The sequence below is a fragment of the Brevundimonas sp. genome, assembly GCF_035626975.1.
Classification (GTDB): Bacteria; Pseudomonadota; Alphaproteobacteria; order Caulobacterales; family Caulobacteraceae; genus Brevundimonas.
Genome location: NZ_DASPMQ010000017.1, coordinates 63695 through 84363, shown reverse-complemented (window position 1 = coordinate 84363; position 20669 = coordinate 63695). Strand labels below are relative to the sequence as shown.

Sequence of the window (20669 nt, the reverse complement as noted above, 5' to 3'; positions counted from 1 at the left end):
CGCCCATGCCCAACCTGTCCCGCCGCCGCATGCTCCAGGCCGGCATGACCGCGCCGCTTCTGCCCGCCCTCCAGGGGTGCGCCACCGCAACGGGCGGCGGCGCTCCCGCCGCCGGACCCTTCCAGCCGACATGGGAGTCGCTGATCGCCGGCTACCGGACGCCGGACTGGTTCCGCGACGCCAAGCTGGGAATCTGGGCCCACTGGGGCCCGCAATGCCAGCCGGAGCGCGGCGACTGGTACGGGCGCCAGATGTATATCCAGGGCAACCCCTACTACGAGCACCACGTCCGAACCTACGGCCACCCGACCGAAGTCGGGTTCATGGAGGTCATGAACCAGTGGAAGGCCGAGAACTGGGACCCGGAAGGCCTGCTCGATCTCTATCAGGCCGCCGGGGCGAAATACGTCATGGCCATGGCCCAGCATCACGACAATCTCGACCTGTTCGAGTCCAGCCACCCGTGGAACAGCCTGCGGGTCGGGCCGAAGCGCGACATCGTCGGGACCTGGGAAAAGCTGGTCCGCGCCCGCGGCCTGCGCTTCGGGGTCAGCAATCACGGGGCCCACGCCTGGCACTGGTGGCAGACGGCCTACGGCTATGACGCCGAGGGGCCGCTGGCCGGCCGGCGCTATGACGCGGCCCGCCTGACGAAGGCCGACGGCGTCGGCAAATGGTGGGAAGGGCTCGACCCCCAGGAGCTCTACACCGGCCCGACCTTCGCGCCGCCGGACGGCATCACCTCCATCGAGGCCATGAACGCCTGGCACGACGCCCGCGACGGCCGGTGGCTTGAGACGGTCCCGGAGAACAACCCCGCCTTCGTCCGCTCATGGGTCACGCGCCAGCGCGAACTGGTCGATCGCTACCGGCCGGACATGGTCTATTTCGACAACCACGGCCTGCCGCTGGGCCAGCACGGACTGGACGCCACGGCCTACTACTACAACGCCGCGCTGGCATGGCGGGGCGAGCTGCCGGTGGTCAACGGCAAGCGGCTGGCGCCGGAGAAGCGGCGCGGCGTGGTCGAGACCTTCGAGCGCGGCTTCACCGACAGCCTGATGCCGGAGCCCTGGCAGACCGACACCTGCATCGGCGACTGGCACTACAACCGGGCCCGCTATGTCGACCACAGCTACGTTCCGGCCAAGTCTGTGGTGCAGCGGCTGTGCGACGTGGTCAGCAAGAACGGCAACCTGCTGCTCAACATCCCGATGCGCGGCGACGGCTCGATCGACAGCGACGAGCGCGCGATCCTGGCGGAGATGGCGGCGTGGATCGCGGTCAACGGCGAGGCGATCTTCGCCAGCCGTCCGTGGTCGATCTATGGCGAGGGGCCGACGGCGGTCAACACCGGCAACCAGAACGAGGAGCACGCCCGGCCGTGGACGGCGGAGGACATCCGCTTCACCACCCGGAATGGCGTGCTTTACGCCATCGCCCTCGACTGGCCCGGGGACAACCAGGTGACGATCCGCAGTCTGGGAGAGCGGGCGCTGGGCGGGCGCAAGGTCGAGCGCGTCGAAATGCTCGGCGGCGACGCTCCGCTGACCTTCCGCCAGACCGCTGATGATCTGACGATCACCCTGCCCGGGCGACGCGCCACGGCGTTCGTTCCCGCCTTCCGCATTCGGGGGACGGGTCTGGTTCAGGAACAATCAGCCTGAGGAGGGAACCCATGTACAGACTATCGGGAGCCGTGCTGGCGGCCGCGTTGATCTTCGCCCCCGCCGTCGCGACGGCCCAGACGCCGCCGGCGGAGGGGGCGCAGCCGTCTCCCACGCCGCGGCCCATGAGCGATTTCCTGGTCAACCAGCCCCATGTGCCCAACTGGAACATCTGGGGCCTGCCGAACGGTCCCGAGCGGCGGCCGGATCCGGACGTCACCGGCGGTCAGGCCCTGAGGGTCGTGGTGGACCGGCAGGGGGATCCCTGGAGCGTCGGCGGCGTCATGCCGACGCACGCCGCGATCCAGGCCGGCGACGTTCTGCTTCTGGCCGTCTGGCTGCGCGCCGTTCCGGCGGAGGGAGCCGATGACGCGGCGGCCCGGATATCCCTGCTCGGGCTCGAACAGAAGGACGTCGCCAACGGCATGATCGCCATGGCGTCAGACCTGACCCTCAATGCGCGCTGGCGCCTGGTCTATGTCTCCGGCGTCGCGCCGAAGGACTACGCCGCCGACCAGACGAATATCATCATCCATCTGGCGGCCCAGCCCCAGACCATCGATGTTGGTCCCGCGCTGCTGTTCGACATGGGGCCCGACTTCGACCGGGCCAGACTGCCCGTGAACGCCGCGCCCTGAGGTCTGGGTCTAGCGGGTCACCGGCAGCTCGAACGGAGCGGCCGGCAGACCCGCGTCGCCGTACAGGTTGCACACAGGACTGTCGGCCCAGCAGAAGCGGACCGTCCGCGGCTCCGTGACGCCGGCGGCGTCCAGCACCACGGTCTCGCCCTGCACCCGCGCGTCGACGAACTGGCAGCCCTCGGCGCCGCAGAGTTCAAAGCCAACCGGCCGCGCCGCGCCATAGACCACCAGACCCTCGCCCACGCGGTCGAAGCTCACCACCACCGTACGCCCGGAGAGCCCGGCGGCTCGGGGAGACGGCGAAGCCGGCGCGGCGGTGTCGCCATAGGCCACGGCCCGGGCGGCGAGCGCCAGGCGACGCCCGACCTCCTGCTTGTTGGTCGGATGGATATCGTAGCGGTCGCCGATGTCGATCGCGACCGCCAGCCCGGCGTTCCCGTCGGCCTCCATCACCTCGCGCTGGACCTCGCGCAGGGCGGCCCACGCGGAGTCGGTCGGCGTCGAGGTCGGGGGTCCGAAATTGGCCAGCTGGACCGCGAAGAACGGCAGGTTCTCGTTGTCGAAGCGCGCCCGCCAGTCGGCGATCAGCCCGGGCAGCAGCCGGCTGTAGCCCTCGGGGTCCCCGACGTTGGCCTCGCCCTGATACCAGGCGAACCCGGCCAGACCATAACCTTCCAGGGGCGCGATCATGCCGTTCGACAGGGTGGTCACGCCGCTGCCGCCGATCCACGGCGTGCGCGGTAGGTGCCCCAGGGCGATGATCGGCGCCGAGATCCGCCGCCGCCATGGATCGGCGAGGCTCACGACCGATCCGTCCGCCAGTGTCAGCGTCTTGTCCGCGGCCGGGCCCCAGAGACCGCCGCCGCCGCCGGTGTCCAGCACGCCCACGGCGATGAGGTTGCGGCCTTCCCGCAGCGTGCCGGCCGGCACGGTATAGACCCGCGGCGTGTTCCATCCCTCGCGGCCGCCGATCTTGCGGCCGTTGATCCAGGTCGTGTCCACATCATCGACCGGCCCCAGCCGCAGGGTGGCCTCACCCGCCGCCTGGGCCGCGGTCAGCGTAACCGTCGTGCGGTGCCAAACCACCCCGTCGAAGTTCTTCAGTTCGGGCGACGAGCCCTCCCAGGCGCCATCCAGCGCCGCCGTGGACCAGCTGGAGTCGTCATAGCCGGGGCTGTACCAGGGCGTCGGTCCGGCCGAGCCCGGGTCGTTATCCCGCCACCAGCGCTCGCTCTTTTCGTCCCAGACCCTGCGGCCCTCTTCCGGCGAGCGGGCGTAGACGGCCAGGGTCTCCAGCGCCATGTCGTAGCCGCCGATCCGCCGAAGAGCGGCTTCGCTCAACCAGTCCTCGATCACCGATCCGCCCCAGGAGGCGGCGATCAGCCCCATCGGCACGTCCTGCGACTGGCGCAGCTGCTTGCCCATGAAGTAGCAGGTCGCGGAGAAGTCACGGATGCTTTCGGGACCCGAGACGCGCCACTCGCTGCCCGATTCCATCCTGTCGGTCGGCGACGGCCGGCTGGAACGGCCGACCAGCAGCAGGCGCAGATTCGGGTCGGCCGAATAGGCGACCTCCGCGTCGGCGTTGGTCACGCTGCGCACGCCGAATTCCATGTTCGACTGTCCCGAGCAGAGCCAGACGTCGCCGATCAGCAGGTCGGTGAGGACCTGGGTCCGGCCGCCCTGCGTCACGCTCAGTTCATGAGGCCCGCCGGCGGGCAACGCCGGCAGGACCGCGCGCCAGCGTCCGTCGGCGCCGGCGCGGGCCGTCACCGTCGTCCCGGCCAGGGTCACCGCCAGCTGCGAATCCGGCGCCGCCCGGCCCCAGACGGCCACAGGCCGGTCGCGCTGCAGCACGGCGTGGTCCTGGAACACGTCCGCCAGCAAGGACTCCGCCGGCGCCGTCTGCGCCAGGACGCCCGTCGACGCCGCACCGGCCAGCACCACCGCCAGCCCGGCGGCCTTGAGGAACCGCTTCATCTACGCCTCGATCTGATAGGCCTCAGGGACGGGAGACCTGCACGGTCTGCCCCGCATATTCGACGGTCCGCGCCGGGGCCGCCTCGAAATCCGCCGCCGTCGCCGTCGGTCCGTCGATCCAGCGGATGTGGAACGTCCGGTTGGCCGGCATGCCGGGATAGCTTCCGGCGCGGGCGCCGATGGTCAGCACGCCGCGAGCCTGATCCCACGTCATCGGGATGCGCGAGAACTCGCCCCGCTCGTAGCCGTAGGTCGTGCCGGCGTCGTCATAGAGTTCGAACGAGCCGTCGGCGCCGGCATAGACGGTCAAGGTGACCGGTCCGTCCAGCTTCTCGGCGGTGTGCTGGATCTGCGGCCCGGTCGGGAGGATCGACCCGGCGCGGACGAACAGCGGAATCCGCTCCAGCGGCGCGGTGATCGTGGCTTCCGAACCGCCCGCGAATTTGCGGCCGGTGTAGAAGTCGTACCAGTCGGCGCCCGAGGGGAAATACACCGAGCGGTCGCGCGCCCGGTACTTATGGACCGGAGCCACCATGAGGGCCGAGCCGAAGAGGTACTGGTCGTTGATGTTCCGCGCCCGGACATCCTGCGGGAAGTCCATCGGCAGGGCGCGCATGATCGTGCCGTCCTTATGCCAGGTGTCCCCGGCCAGGGTGTAGATGTAGGGCATCAGCCGGTAGCGCAGGCGCATCTGGGCGGCGAAGGCATCGTACAGATCGCTCTCCGGCCGGGCGATATTGTAGACCTCGCGCAGCGGGAACTCGCCGTGCGAGCGGAACACCGGCGAGAAGGCGCCGAACTGGAACCAGCGCAGCTGCAGTTCGTCCCATTCCGCCTTGTCCTCGGGCTTCATCTGCGGCGCCGAATAGCGCGCCTCGACCGAGAAGCCGCCGATGTCGTGGGTCCAGTTCGGGAGGCCCGAAAGGCCGGCGTTGACCCCGGCCGATATCTGTTCGCCCAGGTCGTCCCAGCGCGCCACGACGTCGCCGGACCACAGGGTCGAGCCGGTGCGCTGCAGGCCGCCCCAGGCCGAACGGGTCAGGATGTAGGTGCGGGTGTCGGGCTGTTCGGCGCGGAACCGCTCGTAGACGGTGTCGGCGTTGACCAGCGGATAGGAGTTGAACACCAGCGCGCCCGGACCGGCCGCGGTCGGCCCCATGCGCAGGGTGCGCTCCGGGATATCGAGGTTGGAGTGCATGTCCGGCTCGACCGAATCCAGCCACCAGCCGTCGAAGCCCATGCCCTTGAAGCTGTCGCTGATCTGCTTCCAGTAGAGGTCGCGCGCCGCCGGCAGATAGGGGTCGTAGAAGCTGTTGGCGTAACCCGGTCCGACCCAGTCGCGCGCGCCGGCCTCGACGTTGCGTGTGTACATGCCGCCGATCGCGGCCAGCTCCTTGTAGTGGTCGGTCGTCGGATAGAATTTCGGCCACACCGAGATGATGATGTTGGCGTCCATGTCGTGGACGTCCTTCACCATCTGCGCCGGATCGGGGAAGCGCGCCGGGTCGAACTCGTGCGAGCCCCAGGCGTTCTCGCGCCAGTAGAACCAGTCCTGCACGACATTGTCGATCGGCAGGCCCAGCTCGCGATAGCGGCGCACCGTGTCGACCACCTCGGCCTGGGTGTTGTAGCGCTGGCGGCTCTGCCAGAAGCCATAGGCCCAGCGCGGCAGCATGACCGCCTTGCCGGTCAGGCCGCGGTAACCCGAGACGACCTCGTCCAGATTGTCGCCCGCGACGAAATAGTAGTCGACGTCGTGACCGACCTGGGACCACAGCGACAGCGCCTGCTGATCGGCCTCGGACTGCGGGTCGAGGTGACGCAGGGCGATGTAGCCGTCGCCGGGAATCCATTCGACCTTGATCGAGACCTGCCGGTTCGCGGGCAGTTCGACATCGAAGTCGTGGAACCACGGGTTCCAGTTCTGGCGCCAGCGGTCGATCTTCAGCTCGCCGTCGACCCAGACCTTGGCGTAGCCCGAGGAGTAGAGCTTGAACTTGTGCCGGCCGGCGGTGAAGGCCTCGATCGTGCCCTCCCAGACGACGCGCACGCCCTCCTGCCCCGCACGGCCCATGTCGCCGACCTGCACCGGCTGGGCGGGCTGGGCCTTGAAGCCTTCGGGCCAGCGCTGCTGGTCGCGGATGTATTCGTAGTTGATCTGGCCTTCCTGGCGCTGGACCTTCAGCTCATCGCCCTGGAAATAGCTGGCGGTCAGGCCGCCGAAACGGCCGGTGGCGTCACGCACGGTCAGCCGCTCGTCCAGCATGCCGTAGGGACGCGGGTCGCCGAAGCGGGTGATGGAGTTGTTGTCCCACAGGATGCCGTAGCCGCCGGTGGAGGCCACGAACGGGATCCCGACGTCCATGTTGTGCTGGGCCAGTTCGACGTCATGGCCGCGATAGTTGAGCAGGCCCTGCTGGTGCTGGCCCAGACCGTAGAAGGCGTCATCCGCCGCCGGCTCGAACACCTGGCGGACCGTCTCGAAGCGGTGCGAACCGGTCTGGTCCTCGACGATGACCGGCTCGATCTCGCGGCCGCCGGCGCGCTCGGCCAGGATCACCTCGCCGGCGTGGTCGAGGAAGCGCACCGCGCCGGTTTCGAGCGACACCTCGGCGGTGACCTCGGCCGCGCGGACCAGGACGACGTCGCTGCGGGTCTCGACCTCGAAGCCTTCGCTCAGCGGCTCGGCAGTGACCATCAGGCTGGCCGGAGCCTCGAAGCTGTCGTCGGGCGAGGCCGTGACGCGGATGGTCCTGGGCCCGAACACCTGCAGCCGCACCGCCCGCGCCTCGCCTGTCCGCGGCGTTACGACGATCCCGTCGGCCAGGCGTTGCACCGCGGAGTCCGCGACGGCTTCCGGCGCGCTTCCCATGACGGAGGCGCAGGCGCCCAGCGGCGCGAACAGAACCAGCGCGACGGCGGCGGAGGTCAGATGACGGGACTTGAGCAGCATATGGCGGGCTCCGCTCTCAGAGGGCGATGGGATCAGTAGGTGGCGGTGACCACGCGCAGCAGGCGCGGGCGGTCGGTGAAGTTGAGGCCGTAGTCGGTCTGGTCGCCGTTCCAGATGCGTTCGAACACCCAGGCGCCCGCGCCGTCGAAATGGCCTTCCTCGACACGCAGAACCATGCGGCGCTTGCCGTCGGTGGAAGGCTTGGCGTTGAAGTCGACCCGGGCGTGATGGCCGGCGACGATGAATTCTCCGGGCGCGATCTCGGCGATGACCGCCCCGCCGTTCGGTCTCTCGGTCCCCGGAACGTCGGCCAGCGGGCCCAGCCACGTCCAGTCCGGCTGGCCGAACTGCCAGCGGCGATAGCCGACGGTCGCGGTCCATTCGCCGAGGTCCAGCGTCTGAGACGACCGGTCGTCCGGCTCGGATACGCCCCAGACGCGGCCCTCGAAGGCCAGCCGCGCCCAGACGCGCTGCCACGGCGCGATCAGACGATAGACCTGACGCAGCGGGGTCAGGGTCTCCTCGGTGACCGCCTGCGCGCCGAGCGGATAGTTGACGTAGCCGGTGTAGTCGATGCCGAACGGCGAATAGCCGATGCCGCCGCGCCCCAGAACGCTGAACAGATAGCGGGCGTACATGGTGTCGTTGCCGGTCTCGGCCACGAACAGGGCGTTGTCGGGCCGGGCGTAGCGGTCGAGGTGCGCCTCATAGGTCGCGGAGGCGCGCTCGTAGATGTCGGGCGACAGGAAGTCGATCGCGGGGGCGGCGGCCTTCCACACATCCATGACGTTCCAGGTCGGCCCGCCCGAGGCGTAGCTCGACGGCGCCTGGTGCTTCAGCGGATCGCGCAGGGCGGCGTTGACGTACATCGGCAGCGGGTATTCGGCCTTTCCGGCCGCGGCGACCTCGCCGACGTAGGAGCCGATGGCCCAGGCGTGGAAGAATTCGTCGGCGTCGTCGCCGAACACCTGGGCCCATGTGCCGGGCTGTTTGCCCATCCGCTCCAGCAGCGCCGCGGGCACGGGGCCGTCGAACAGCGCCTGGGCGGCGGGGCCGTAGTCGCGGACGGAGCCGTAGGTGCCGGTCTCGTTCTCCGGCTGGACCATGATGACGGTGCGGTCGCGGCTGTCGATGCGGCGCAGGTGCGCCATCAGGGCGACAAAGGCGCGCCTGTCCGCCTCGAGCGTGTTCCGCGAATGCGGCGACAGGGCGTAGGAGTCGGTCCCGTCCTGGCGGACCAGCAGCGGAAACCGCTCGGGGTTCAGCTTGACCCAGGCCGGCGCGTACTTGGGGGCGGTGTTTTTCCAGGTGGCGAACCACAGCAGGACCAGGCGCACGTCATGGCGCCGCGCCTCCTCGACCAGATGATCGACGAACGAGAAGTCGAATTGACCCTCGACCGGCTCGATCTGCTCCCAGGCGATGGGGACCTGGACGGTGTTGGCGCCGACGAAGTGGACCGCCGGCCAGGCCTCGGCCAGGGCCGCGGGATAGTTCGAGGAATTGTTGACCTGGGCGCCGAGAATGGTGAAGGGCGCGCCGTCGACGATCAGGGCATGGCGGCCGTCCTGCGTCACCAGTCGCGGGATGGCCTCCTGGGCCACGGCGATCCCCGCCGTCGCCGCCAGGGCGACCAGGGCCGCCACTGCGGACGCCATCCATCGGCCGATGTGCGATCCGCTCACCGTCATCCTCCAACGCCAGTCAAAAACAAAGGGGGACGATCCCTGAGGACCGTCCCCCTGTCACGTTCGATCAGAACGCGGCGCGCAGCACGATCGCGACGCGGCGGTCCGTATCGACCCAGTTGTACGGCGGCTTGCGGGTCTCGTTGCCGACCTTCAGCACCGTCCGTTCGTTCAGGATGTTCGTCGACTGGATGCCGATCTTCAGGTCATCGTTGATGGCGTAGAAGATCGATCCGTCCAGCTGGCCGAAATCCGAGGCCCACACCGGAGCGTTGACGTTCGCCGCCGAGGTGGTCAGCAGGTATTCCTCGCGCCAGTTGTAGGCCAGCCGGGCGGAGATGCCGTATTTCTCATACAGCGCCGCGATATTGTAGCTGGTGCGCGACATCCCCTCGAGCGGCAGGGCGGCGGAGGCGCCGCTGTTCTGCTGCGGGTCGAGGACGTTCTGGCTGGCGTTCCGCCCGCCGCTGCTGTCGATGAAGGTGAAGTTGCCCTGCAGGCCGAAGCCGCCGAGCCAGCCCGGCAGGAAGTCGTAGAACTGCTGGTACGCGAGCTCCGCCCCGTCGACCGTGCCTTCGTCGCCGTTGATGTAGCGGGTCAGCAGGAAGTCGTAGGTGACGCCGTTGTTGGTGAAGGCCTGCGTCTCGGTGCCGGTGAAGATGTAGTCGGTGATGTCCTTGTGGAACGCCGCCAGCGTCAGGCTTCCGGCCGGTGCGAAATACCATTCCAGGCTGAAATCGTAGTTCGTCGACTTGATCGGATCGAGCGTCGGATTGCCGCCGACGCCCGTGAAGGGAGCGACGTCGTCGAGGGTATAGCCGTCGGACTCGAAGTTGATCGACAGGTTGGTGAACGGCTGCAGCTGGTACATCTCGGGCCGAACCATGGCGCGGGACACCGCGAAGCGGGCCTGCAGGTCCTCGGCAAGGAAGACGCGCAGGTTAAAGCTGGGCAACACCTCGGTATAGCTGTGCTCGATCGGAAGCCCGTCCAGCGAACCGCCCGTGGCGAAGGCGACGGCCTGATTGAAGGCCGTGCAGTCCGCGGCCGGGAAGAGCGGCGGCGGGCAGGTCCCGTTGATCGTCGGCAGGGTGGTGATGGTCTGCGTGGCGGTGGTGGTCTCGACCACGCGGAGACCGACGTTGCCGTCGAAGCTCTTGCCGAACAGGGCGTCCTCGGCGCCGAAGCGGGCATAGACGTAGGCCGCCTGGGTCTCTTCGGTCAGCTCCGTGATGCCGCCGTTGCCGCCGCCGAGGCGGTAGCTTTCGTAGTCGTCCGACAGCGGCGTCCAGCCCCAGCCCGAGCTCTCGGTGTTCCGCAGGATGTCGTAGGCGTAGGCCGTGCCCTGATTGAGGAGGCTTTCGGCGGGGAACCAGGCGACGCCCGGCACCGGCGCGTCGCCGCGGAAGAAGTTCTCGAAGGTGTACAGCTCCGACGACTGCGGCAGACGCGGATCCTGCGTGCCGCCCGGATAGCCGGTGTCATCCAGATAGACCACGGCGCCGCCGCCGTTGCCCCAGTACTGGTTCGACAGAAGGCTCCAATTGTAGCCGGTCTGGCGGTTGGTGTAGTTCTTCTCGGTCCCGCGGATGCCGAAGGCGATCGACTTGAAGAGGGCGTCTTCATTCTCGTCGTCGTACCGCACGTCAAAGCGGCCTGCGAGTTCGTCGGCCTCGTTGTCCTCGATGTGGTCCATCGCCGCCGCCCACCAGTAGGTCGACTGATCGGTCATGGTGCCGCCGGTCGAGGTGATCGTCGGGAGGTCGCCACCGATGGTGATGGTCAGGTCGGGACGGTTGGCCAACTGCGTGAAGGCCGTCATCGAATAGATCTCGGCCGTCGACTTCACATACTGCAGGTCGCCGCTGAACGACCAGGGCGAGTCCGGCGTGTACTGGAAGCTCAGGGCCACGTCACCGGTGCGCTTGGTGTCGTCGCCGACCCGCGTGTCGGTGTTGTAGTTGGCGTTGGGGACGGTGCCGCCGATGAACACGTCATCGTCGTTATAGGAGTAGGTGGCGTTCGGAGTCAGGACGCTCTCGGTGCCGAGCGCGTACTCGACGTTGTAGGCGTCGGCCTGCGAACCCAGGGCCTGCAGGGTGATCAGCAGGTCGTCGTTGGGCCGCCACTGGGCCGCCAGGGCGACCGCGGTGCGCTTCTGTTCCCAGTCGATGGTCCGCCAGCCCAGATATTTGGGAATATAGACCGTCTGGCCAGCCGCCGCGGACCCGTCGGACGGGGCGTTGCCCGCGTTCAGCACCACGGGATCATAACGGTCGACCGAGATCGAGTCGGTCCGGTTGCCGACGTTCCCGATGCTGATGTTGGCCATCAGGCCGATCTCGCCGATCCCGGTATCCCAGCGATCGGACGCGATGACGCTTCCGGACCAGAAGCCGCGCTCCGACAGGTCGCCGTAGTTGTAGTCGGTGTTGACGGCGATCAGCGAGTCGGCGCTGTCGAACGGCACCCGCGTGCGCAGATTGATCGTGCCGGCGATGCCGCCCTCGATCATGTTGGCGGCGACGTTCTTGTAGACGTCCACGCCGGCCAGCAGGTCGGCCGACACGTCCTCGAAGCTCAGCCCCCGGCCGCTCGAGGCGGAGAAGATGTCGCGCCCGTTGGTTTCAGACCGCACCCAGGACAGGCCGCGCACGAAGACGCCGCCACCCTCGGCCGCCAGACGGGCCGGGTCGCGCGCGGCGTTGGTGCGCTGGAGCGTGACGCCCGAGATGCGCTGCAGCGCCTCAGAGACCGATCGGTCGGGAAGGGCCCCGATATCCACGGCGGTCACCGAGTCGACGATGACTTCCGAATTCTGCTTGATCGCCTGGGCCGAGCGCAGCTGCGCCCGGATGCCCGTGACGACAACCTCCTCGACCTCGGTGGTGTCTTCGCCTTCGGGGTCCTGCGCCAGCGCGACCGAGGGCAGCGCGAGCGCGCCCAGGGAAAGAGCCGAAACGCCGCACAACAACGCAAACCGATTCGTCCGATTGGTTCGAGACATGGTCTCATCCTCCCCGTGATGAGTCACACCGGCCGCATTCTTGCGGTTCTCGCGGTGAGACGCTCCCAAAATTGCGCGGAGCGATCCTGATTGGACGCCTCGCACTTTCAAAGATGCACAAAGTTTCACAGGATGAAAAGCGATTTTTGGTAGCGCTATCATAACTGAGGCGCGAGTGTGTCTTGCGGGTCGTGGTCGGGGGCGCGCCGAATGGCCGACATCCCCCGACTTCAGGCCCGTCGCCACTGGTGATAACGAGAGGCTCAGCCTCCGGGGAGGAGAAACATGGACCGGAGCATCCGCCGGATTGTGGTGGTGGGCGGAGGATCGGCCGGCTGGATGGCGGCCGCCTCGCTGGCGCGCTCCTTTTCTCCCCGGCTGGCCTCCGGCGACCTCAGCCTGACCGTCGTCGAGTCGACGGCGATCGGGATCATCGGGGTCGGCGAGGCGACCATTCCTCCGATCCGGGACTTCAACGCCGCCCTCGGCATCGACGAAGCCGAGTTCGTCCGAACCACCCGGGCCACAATCAAGCTCGGCATCGAATTCCGGGACTGGACCAGCGACGGCGACCGGTTCTTCCATGGCTTTGGCGATTACGGCCCGCCCCTCGACCGCCAGCCGGCCACGCAGCACCTGTTCCGCCTCAAGGGCCTCGGCCTGATCGACGACATCGAACCGTGGTCCGTGCCCAGCGTGATGGCGGCGCAGAACCGGTTCGCACCGCCGCTGAGGGACCCACGTTCGGTCCTGTCGGCCTATTCCTACGCCTACCAGTTCGACGCCGCCCTCTATGCGGCGTTCCTGCGGTCCTATGCGGAGAATCTGGGCGTCCGGCGCCTGGACCGCCGCATCGTGGATGTTTCGCTGCGCGGTTCGGACGGCTTCATAGACGCGGTCGCCTTTGGAGGCGGCGAACGGCTGGAAGGCGACCTGTTCATCGACTGCTCCGGCTTTCGCGGCCTCCTGATCGAGCAAACCCTGAAGACCGGTTATGAGGACTGGACCCACTGGCTGCCTTGCGACCGGGCCGTCGCCATGCCGTGTCCGTCCGTTGGCGAAGCCACGCCCTTCACCGGGGTCACCGCGCGTGAAGCGGGCTGGCAATGGCGCATTCCGCTCCAGCACCGCACCGGGAACGGTTATGTCTATTCGTCGAACTTCATCGACGACGAGGCGGCGGTCGCGGACCTGAGAGGTCAGATGGACGGTCCGGCGCTGGCGGAGCCCAATCTGCTCCGCTTTGTCACCGGCCGGAGACGGAAGGCCTGGAATCGCAACTGTGTCTCCCTCGGTCTGGCGTGTGGCTTCGTAGAGCCGCTGGAATCCACCAGCATCAACCTGATCCAGACCGGCGTCGGCCGGCTGCTCGACCTGTTTCCCGATCTCGATTTCGATCCGGTCGTGACGGAAGAGTACAATCGGCGCTCGGCCGAGGAGGTCGAGCGCGTGCGCGACTTCATCATCCTGCACTACCATCTCGCCCGCCGGCGGGGGGCGCTGTGGGACTACTGCCGGGCGATGAGCCTGCCCGACACGCTGAAGCAGAAGATCGACCTGTTCCGCGCCCGCGGCGAAATAGCCTTGCTCGACAATGAGTCCTTCCGCGAGGCGAGCTGGACGGCGATTTTCACCGGCCTCGGCGTCTGGCCGGAGCGCTGGAGTCCCCTGACCGACCTGACTCCCGCCGCGACCACCCTCGACCGGATGGAGCGACGGGCCGCGTTGGTCCGCCAGGCGGCGGCGTCCCTTCCACAACATGACCGCTTTCTCGCGGACCTCGCACCGTCCGCCACGGCCTGAAGCCCGGAACCGCCCCCATGACCGCAAACCCGATCCGAAGCATCGTCATCGTCGGCGGCGGCACCGCCGGCTGGATGGCGGCGGCGGCCCTGTCGAAGGTGCTTCGCAACCGCTGCCGGATCGAGCTGATCGAGTCCGCCGAAATCGGTACGGTCGGCGTCGGCGAGTCCACCATCCCGCCGATCATGCTCTTCAACGAGCTTCTCGGCATCGACGAGAACGAGTTCGTCCGCCGCACCCAGGCCACGTTCAAACTCGGCATCGAGTTCCGGGACTGGACCCGCAAGGGCGACACCTACTTCCACCCCTTCGGCCAGTACGGCACGCGCATCGACGCCGCGGCCTTTCATCACTACTGGCTGCGACTGAAGGAGGCTGGGGTCGACGACGACCTCGGGGCCTATTCCCTGACCACGCTGGCGGCCCGGCAGGGCCGGTTCGCGCGACCGGTGCGCGATCCTCGCTCGCCCCTGTCCCAGATGACCTATGCCTTCCAGTTCGACGCCTCGCTCTATGCGCGTTACCTGGCCGAACTGGCCCGAGAGCGCGGCGTGGTGCGCCGCGAGGGCAAGATCGTCGACGTCACCCTGCGCGAGCCAGACGGCTTCATCCAGTCGGTGACCATGGAATCCGGCGACGTGGTCGAGGGCGACCTGTTCATCGACTGCTCGGGGTTCCGGGGCCTGCTGATCGAGCAGGCGCTCAAGACCGGTTACGAAGACTGGAGCCACTGGCTGCCCGCCGACCGGGCGGTCGCCATGCCCTGCGAGCACGGCGACGTCGGCCTGACGCCCTTCACCCGGGCCACCGCCTGCGAGGCAGGGTGGAAGTGGCGCATCCCCCTCCAGCACCGGGTCGGCAACGGCTACGTCTACTGCAGCCGGTTCATCAGCGATGACGAGGCCGTCGCGAGTTTGACAGCCGGCCTCGAGGGTCGCCCCCTCGCCGATCCCAACATGCTGCGCTTCCGCACCGGCATGCGGAAGAAGGCCTGGAACAGGAACTGCGTGGCGCTGGGCCTGGCCAGCGGCTTCGTCGAGCCGCTGGAGTCGACGAGCATCCATCTGGTGCAGAGCGGCCTGACCAAGCTCCTTCTGAACTTCCCCGACCGCGACTTCGCCCAGGTCGAGATCGACCAGTACAATGCGCGCATCCGCTTCGAATATGAACGCGTTCGGGACTTCATCGTCCTGCACTACCACGCCGTCGAACGCGATGATTCCGGGCTGTGGGACCATGTCCGGACCATGGAGATTCCGGAGTCGCTGCAACGCAAGATCGACCTGTTCCGCAGCCACGGCCGCGTGTTCCGCGAGGACGAGGAGCTGTTCCAGGAGACCAGCTGGATCGCCGTCCTGATGGGCCAGAACATCCTCCCCGAACGCTACGATCCGCTGGCCGAGATTCCCGATCTGGAGGACCTGAAGCGCCGGCTCCACGGAATCCGCGACGCCTACGCGCGAACGGCCGCCGCCATGCCCACCCAGGCCGAGTTCATCGACCGGAACTGTCGCGCCAATCCTGCCGTCCCCGCCTGACCAGGCTGGGGCGAACATATCCCGGCCGGCGACGCCCTGTCCCTGGACCTGTAGAGCGGCGGCGGAGCGGCCATTCGCTTCGCCCCGCTGACACGGAAACGGCGACGCCCGCAAAGGCGTCGCCGCATCAGCCTCCGGATCGGCCTCACCACCAGATGGCGTAGACCGCGACGAGGAACAGGATCACGCCCACCCCGGCGATATTGAAGCCGGCCGAGGTCTTGTAGCTGACCCCGTCCAGCCGGATCTGCATCGTGCCTTCCTTGGGCGGCGAGAGCAGCGAAACGATGATCGCCGCCGCCAGCGCCGCGAGGAAGACCACGCCGACCCGGTTCATGAACGGCAGGGTGAAGATGCCCTCGCGGTCCAGCCACCACATCACGCCGGACAGGGCGACGCCGCCGATGGCCGCCGTCAGGGCGCCCGCCTCGGAGGTGCGCTTCCAGAACAGGCCGAGGATGAAGATGACCACGATCGAGGGGGTGAAGAAGCCCGTGAAGTCCTGGATGAACTGGAAGGCCTGCGAGAACCCGCCCAGCAACGGGCGGGCCACCAGCACGCCGATGACCATGGCCGTCACGGCGGCGATGCGCCCGACCAGCACCAGGTGCCGTTCCGTCGCCGCCTTGTTGACCTTCACATAGAGGTCCAGCGTGAAGATGGTCGCGATCGAGTTCACCTTGGAGGCCAGCGAGGCGACGATGGCCGCGATCAGGGCGGCGAACACCAGACCCTTGAGACCCGCCGGCAGCAGATTCATCATCGTCGGATAGGCCTGGTCGGGCGCGCTCAGCGCCGGCGCCAGCACCAGGGCGGCCATGCCGGGAAGGACCACGATCACCGGCATAAGCAGTTTCAGATAGGCCGCGAAGGCGATGCCCTTCTGGGCCTCGCCGATGGACTTGGCCGCCAGCGCCCGCTGGATGATGTACTGGTTGAAGCCCCAGTAGCTGATGTTCATGATCCACAGGCCGCCGAGCAGGACGGCGATGCCCGGCAGTTCCTTGAAGTTCGGATTGTCAGGCGACAGGATCATGTCGAACTTGTCGGGGAACTCGGTCAGCAGGGTATGGAAGCCCGCGACCGGGCCGCTGTCCCCGCCGATCTGGTTGAGCGCCACGAAACCAATGATCAGGCCGCCCGCCACCAGCAGCGCCACCTGGACGATGTCGGTGAGCGCCACCGCCTTCAGCCCGCCCCACAGCTGGTAGAGCAGGGCGAAGGCGCCGATGGCCACGATGGCGTACATCTGGTCCAGGCCGGTCACGGTCGAGACCGCGATCGATCCCAGCCACAGGATCGAGGTCACGTTGACGAAGACGTAGAGCAGCAGCCAGAACACGGCCATGACGTTGCGGATCGACGGACCGTACCGCTGCTGCAGGAACTGCGGCATGGTGACGATCTCGTTGCGCAGGAAGATCGGCAGGAAGTACTTGCCGACAATCAGCAGCGTCAGCGCCGCCATCCACTCGTACGAGGCGATGCCCAGGCCGATCACATAGCCGGACCCGCTCATGCCGATGATCTGTTCGGCCGAGATGTTGGCCGCGATCAGCGAGGCGCCGATGGCCCACCAGGGCAGGTTCTTCGACGCCAGGAAATAGTCGGTGGAGGTTTTCCTCGCACCGCCCTTGTCCCGCGACACCCATTGGGCCAGGCCGAAGATGCTGACGGCGTAGATGGCGAGAATGACCAGGTCGATGGTCGCTAATGTCATGAAGGCCTCCCCGGCGCGGCCCGTCCGGGCTTCCGGCGACGCTAGGTGAGGCCGCGGCACCGGGCAACCCCGTTTTCATATCTGACATGATGCTTCATAGGTGGGGACCAGCCGCCGCCCTTCCCGGAATCGGCCCCACCCGCTAGCTTTCCGGGCCCACAAGGAACCACAGCGCCGATGTCGCTTCAGGACGAGACCGACGACCGCAAATACCGCGCTCCGGCGCTGGAGAAGGGCCTCGACGTACTCGAGTTGCTGTCGTCGCACGGCGATCCCATGACGCCCTCGCAGATGTCCGGCGTCCTCGGCCGGTCGGTCAGCGAGTTGTTCCGCATGATCCAGGTGCTGGAGTTCCGCGGCTATATCGAGCAGTCGCCCGAGGGTTACCGCCTGACCAACCGTCTGTTCACCCTCGGCATGGCCCAGGCGCCCGTGAAATCCCTGGTCGAGGCCGCCTTGCCGGTGATGCGGGAACTGGCCGAGGTGACGGTCCAGTCCTGCCACCTGGTGGTGTTGTCGGGCGAGCAGATCGTGGTCATCGCCCGTATCGAGGGACCGGGCGACCTCGGCTTCTCGGTCCGGCTCGGCTACCGGCGCAACGTCATCGACGCCACCTCGGGCCTGATGTTCTACGGCTGCGCCCCGGACGCCGAAAAGGCCAGCCTGCGCGAGCGTCTCATCGCCCGTTTCGGAGCCGCGCGCACCAACCGCTTCATCAAGGCGGCGGAAGAGGCGGGCGCCAGGGGACACACCGAGCGGCCGAGCGATTTTGTCAAGGGCGTCACCGATCTGGTGGCCCCGATCATGGGGGCGGACGGCGTTATCGCCACCCTGATCTCCCCCTACATCGAGCGCACGCCGCCGACCTGTCCCATCGACGTGGCGGTCGATCACCTCCGCCGCGCCGTCGCGACGATCTCGGTCGAGATGAGCGCTGTTTCGCAGGCCTGAGCGAAGCGTCCCGCGCCTTTCAAATATCGTGTCTTGGGCCGGGCCGCGTTGACTTCGCCTCCCGGCGCGGGCATTTTCGCCGACGAATATCGCTTTCATGAATGAAAGATCGGCCGCCGGGCTGATGCGGGCCGCAGCCCGTCGAGACAATCATTCGGGGAGCGCATGGCCGCCATCTATTCCGATCTCGCGGACACCGTTGTCATCGTCACCGGAGGAGCCGGCGGCATCGGCGAAGCGATCACCCGCGCCTTCGTCGCCCAAGGCGCCCGCGTCGCCTTCCTCGACATCGATACGGCGCGTGGCCGGAAGCTCCAGGCGGAGCTCGGCGACGGGGCGTTGTTCGTGCCGTGCGACCTGACCGACATCCCGGCGCTGAAGGCGGCGGTGCAGACGGCGCGCGACCGGTTCGGCCCGATCGGCGTGCTGATCAACAACGCCGCCCACGACGAACGCCACGCCACGCTGGAGGTCACCGAGGCCTATTGGGACGGGCGCATGGCGGTGAATCTGAAGCACCAGTTCTTCGCCGCCCAGGCCGTGCTGCCGGACATGCAGGCGGCCGGCAAGGGCGTGATCGTCAACCTCGGCTCGACCTCCTGGGTGATCGGCCAGGGCGGCATGGCGGCCTATACGGCGTCCAAGTCCGCCGTGCTCGGTCTCACCCGTTCGCTGGCGCGCGACTTCGGTCAGTACGGCGTCCGGGTCAACGCCATCGCCCCCGGATGGATCATGACCGAACGCCAGCTCGAACTCTGGGTCACGCCCGAGACCGAGAAGGAAATCTACGAACGCCAGTGCCTCAAGCGCCGGCTGGTCCCCGACGACATCGCCCGCGTCGTCGTCTTCATGGCCTCCGACGAGGCCGGGGCCATCACCAATCAACACTACATCGTCGACGGCGGCTGGAACTAGAACCATGACAGACCGACCGAAGAAGCCGCTGCGTTCGCGCGCCTGGTTCGACAACCCGGACAACCCGGACATGACCGCGCTCTATCTGGAGCGCTATCTGAACTACGGCCTGACGCGGAAGGAACTCCAGTCGGACAAGCCGATCATCGGCATCGCCCAGACCGGCTCCGACCTCAGCCCCTGCAACCGCCACCATCTGGTGCTGGCCGAACGGCTGCGCGAAGGCATCCGCGAGGCCGGCGGCATCGCCATGGAGTTCCCGGTCCATCCGATCCAGGAGACGGGCAAGCGGCCCACGGCCGGCCTGGACCGCAACCTCGCCTACCTCGGCCTGGTCGAGAGCCTGTACGGCTATCCGATCGACGGGGTGGTGCTGACCATCGGCTGCGACAAGACCACGCCGGCCTGCCTGATGGCGGCGGCGACCGTCGACATCCCGGCCATCGCCCTGTCGGTCGGTCCGATGCTGAACGGCTGGCACAAGGGCGAGCGCACCGGCTCCGGCACGATCATCTGGAAGGCGCGCCAGATGATGGCCGCCGGCGAGATCGACTACGACGGCTTCATCGAACTGGTGGCGTCCTCGGCCCCATCGGTCGGCTATTGCAACACCATGGGCACGGCGACGACGATGAATTCGCTGGCCGAGGCGCTGGGCATGTCCCTGCCCGGCTCGGCGGCCATTCCGGCCCCCTACCGCGAGCGGGCCCAGGTCGCCTACGAGACCGGGCTGCGCATCGTCGAGATGGTGCGCGAGGACCTGAAGCCGTCGGACATCCTGACGCGCGACGCCTTCCACAACGCCATCGTGGTCAACTCGGCCATCGGCGGCTCGACCAACGCGCCGATCCACCTGACCGCCCTGGCCCGTCACGCCCACGTCGACGTGCCGCTGAAGGACTGGGAGACCCACGGCCTGCACGTGCCGCTGCTGGTCAACCTGCAGCCCGCCGGCGAGTATCTGGGCGAGGATTATTTCCACGCCGGCGGCGTGCCCGCCGTGATCAACGAACTGATGAAACAGGGCCTGATCCACGAGAACGCCCTGACCGTCAGCGGCCGAACCATCGGCGAGAACTGCGCCGGCCGCGAGATCGCCCTGCCCGACGTCATCAAGCCCTTCGACACCCCGATGAAGACCGACGCCGGCTTCGTGGTGTTCAGCGGCAATCTGTTCAATTCTGCGATCATGAAGCTGAGCGTGATCAGCCCCGAATTCCGCGAGCGCTATCTGTCGAACCCCGAGGACCTGAACGCCTTCGAGGGCCCCGCCGTGGTGTTCGACGGGCCGGAAGACTATCACCACCGCATCGACGACGAGAGCCTGGGTATCACCGAACAGACCCTGCTGTTCATGCGTGGAGCCGGGCCGATCGGCTATCCGGGCGCGGCCGAGGTCGTGAACATGCGGCCGCCCGACTATCTGATCAAAAAGGGCGTCCACGCCCTCGCCTGCATCGGCGACGGGCGGCAGTCCGGCACGTCCGGTTCGGCCTCGATCCTGAACGCCTCGCCCGAGGCGGCGGCCGGCGGCAACATCGCCCTGCTGAAGACCGGCGACCGGGTGCGCATCGACCTCAATACCGGGCGGGCCGATATCCTGATCAGCGACGCCGAACTGGCCGAGCGCCGCGCCACGCTGGAGGCCGCGGGCGGCTACGCCTACCCGGCCTCGCAGACGCCGTGGCAGGAAATCCAGCGCGGCATGGTCGGACAGCTGGAGACCGGCGCCGTGCTCGAACCCGCGGTGAAATACCACCGCATCATCGACCGCTTCGGCGAGGCGCGGGACAACCACTAGCCGGA

General features: G+C 67.8%; 12 protein-coding genes. 7 read left to right on the top strand and 5 right to left on the bottom strand.

What is annotated here, in order from left to right:
• The first annotated feature begins 5 nt into the window (after positions 1-5).
• Together VEB62_RS04535 and VEB62_RS04530 are read left to right on the top strand one after the other, a co-directional pair.
• Positions 6-1667 (top strand): alpha-L-fucosidase, encoded by a 1662-nt coding sequence (locus VEB62_RS04535; protein ID WP_324795977.1) that lies wholly within the window; start codon positions 6-8, stop codon positions 1665-1667.
• An 11-nt stretch (positions 1668-1678) separates the two neighbouring features.
• A complete protein-coding gene (locus tag VEB62_RS04530; protein WP_324795975.1) occupies positions 1679-2305 on the top strand; it encodes a hypothetical protein in 627 nt (208 codons plus the stop codon).
• 9 nt (positions 2306-2314) lie between these two features.
• Here VEB62_RS04530 and VEB62_RS04525 read toward each other — a convergent pair whose 3' ends face one another.
• The 4 genes from VEB62_RS04525 to VEB62_RS04510 all read right to left on the bottom strand — a co-directional run bounded on the left by VEB62_RS04525 (position 2315) and on the right by VEB62_RS04510 (position 11936).
• Entirely contained in the window at positions 2315-4288 is a 1974-nt protein-coding gene (locus VEB62_RS04525; RefSeq protein WP_324795973.1) for a sialate O-acetylesterase, read from the bottom strand.
• A gap of 22 nt (positions 4289-4310) precedes the next feature.
• Entirely contained in the window at positions 4311-7241 is a 2931-nt protein-coding gene (locus tag VEB62_RS04520) for a glycoside hydrolase family 31 protein (RefSeq protein WP_324795970.1), read from the bottom strand.
• A gap of 32 nt (positions 7242-7273) precedes the next feature.
• Entirely contained in the window at positions 7274-8932 is a 1659-nt protein-coding gene (locus tag VEB62_RS04515; RefSeq protein ID WP_324795967.1) for a DUF5597 domain-containing protein, read from the bottom strand.
• 64 nt (positions 8933-8996) lie between these two features.
• On the bottom strand, positions 8997-11936 hold the full coding sequence (locus VEB62_RS04510) for a TonB-dependent receptor (protein ID WP_324795964.1): 2940 nt from the start codon (positions 11934-11936) through the stop codon (positions 8997-8999).
• Positions 11937-12221: 285 nt separating this feature from the next.
• On the opposite strand from VEB62_RS04510, the gene VEB62_RS04505 reads away from it, so the two are divergent.
• Both VEB62_RS04505 and VEB62_RS04500 read left to right on the top strand, forming a co-directional pair.
• Complete coding sequence (locus tag VEB62_RS04505) at positions 12222-13739, top strand: tryptophan halogenase family protein (RefSeq protein WP_324795961.1); 1518 nt, start codon at positions 12222-12224, stop codon at positions 13737-13739.
• Between the two features lie 17 nt (positions 13740-13756).
• Positions 13757-15277, top strand: coding sequence for a tryptophan halogenase family protein (locus tag VEB62_RS04500; RefSeq protein WP_324795959.1), 1521 nt, complete (start codon positions 13757-13759; stop codon positions 15275-15277).
• 145 nt (positions 15278-15422) lie between these two features.
• On the opposite strand, the gene VEB62_RS04495 is transcribed toward VEB62_RS04500, so the two are convergent.
• Positions 15423-16997: a sodium/sugar symporter gene (locus tag VEB62_RS04495; RefSeq protein WP_324795956.1), complete on the bottom strand. Its 1575-nt coding sequence runs from the start codon at positions 16995-16997 to the stop codon at positions 15423-15425.
• A 177-nt stretch (positions 16998-17174) separates the two neighbouring features.
• Here VEB62_RS04495 and VEB62_RS04490 point away from each other — a divergent pair, with 177 nt between their 5' ends.
• The 3 genes from VEB62_RS04490 to VEB62_RS04480 all read left to right on the top strand — a co-directional run bounded on the left by VEB62_RS04490 (position 17175) and on the right by VEB62_RS04480 (position 20664).
• Positions 17175-17948 carry an IclR family transcriptional regulator gene (locus VEB62_RS04490; protein WP_324795953.1) on the top strand — a complete coding sequence of 258 codons (774 nt, stop codon included), beginning with the start codon at positions 17175-17177 and terminating at the stop codon, positions 17946-17948.
• A gap of 165 nt (positions 17949-18113) precedes the next feature.
• Complete coding sequence (locus VEB62_RS04485; protein WP_324795950.1) at positions 18114-18863, top strand: SDR family NAD(P)-dependent oxidoreductase; 750 nt, start codon at positions 18114-18116, stop codon at positions 18861-18863.
• A gap of 4 nt (positions 18864-18867) precedes the next feature.
• Positions 18868-20664, top strand: a complete 1797-nt coding sequence (locus VEB62_RS04480; RefSeq protein ID WP_324795947.1) for an IlvD/Edd family dehydratase — start codon at positions 18868-18870, stop codon at positions 20662-20664.
• Positions 20665-20669 lie beyond the last annotated feature (5 nt).

What these genes read in the sequence shown, in the direction of transcription:
- VEB62_RS04495 (WP_324795956.1), bottom strand. Translation starts at nt 16,997, where the DNA reads ATGACATTAGCGACCATCGACCTGGTCATTCTCGCCATCTACGCCGTC.
- VEB62_RS04505 (WP_324795961.1), top strand. Translation starts at nt 12,222, where the DNA reads ATGGACCGGAGCATCCGCCGGATTGTGGTGGTGGGCGGAGGATCGGCC.
- VEB62_RS04480 (WP_324795947.1), top strand. Translation starts at nt 18,868, where the DNA reads ATGACAGACCGACCGAAGAAGCCGCTGCGTTCGCGCGCCTGGTTCGAC.
- VEB62_RS04510 (WP_324795964.1), bottom strand. Translation starts at nt 11,936, where the DNA reads ATGTCTCGAACCAATCGGACGAATCGGTTTGCGTTGTTGTGCGGCGTT.
- VEB62_RS04485 (WP_324795950.1), top strand. Translation starts at nt 18,114, where the DNA reads ATGGCCGCCATCTATTCCGATCTCGCGGACACCGTTGTCATCGTCACC.
- VEB62_RS04530 (WP_324795975.1), top strand. Translation starts at nt 1,679, where the DNA reads ATGTACAGACTATCGGGAGCCGTGCTGGCGGCCGCGTTGATCTTCGCC.
- VEB62_RS04490 (WP_324795953.1), top strand. Translation starts at nt 17,175, where the DNA reads ATGTCGCTTCAGGACGAGACCGACGACCGCAAATACCGCGCTCCGGCG.
- VEB62_RS04500 (WP_324795959.1), top strand. Translation starts at nt 13,757, where the DNA reads ATGACCGCAAACCCGATCCGAAGCATCGTCATCGTCGGCGGCGGCACC.
- VEB62_RS04525 (WP_324795973.1), bottom strand. Translation starts at nt 4,288, where the DNA reads ATGAAGCGGTTCCTCAAGGCCGCCGGGCTGGCGGTGGTGCTGGCCGGT.
- VEB62_RS04520 (WP_324795970.1), bottom strand. Translation starts at nt 7,241, where the DNA reads ATGCTGCTCAAGTCCCGTCATCTGACCTCCGCCGCCGTCGCGCTGGTT.
- VEB62_RS04535 (WP_324795977.1), top strand. Translation starts at nt 6, where the DNA reads ATGCCCAACCTGTCCCGCCGCCGCATGCTCCAGGCCGGCATGACCGCG.
- VEB62_RS04515 (WP_324795967.1), bottom strand. Translation starts at nt 8,932, where the DNA reads ATGACGGTGAGCGGATCGCACATCGGCCGATGGATGGCGTCCGCAGTG.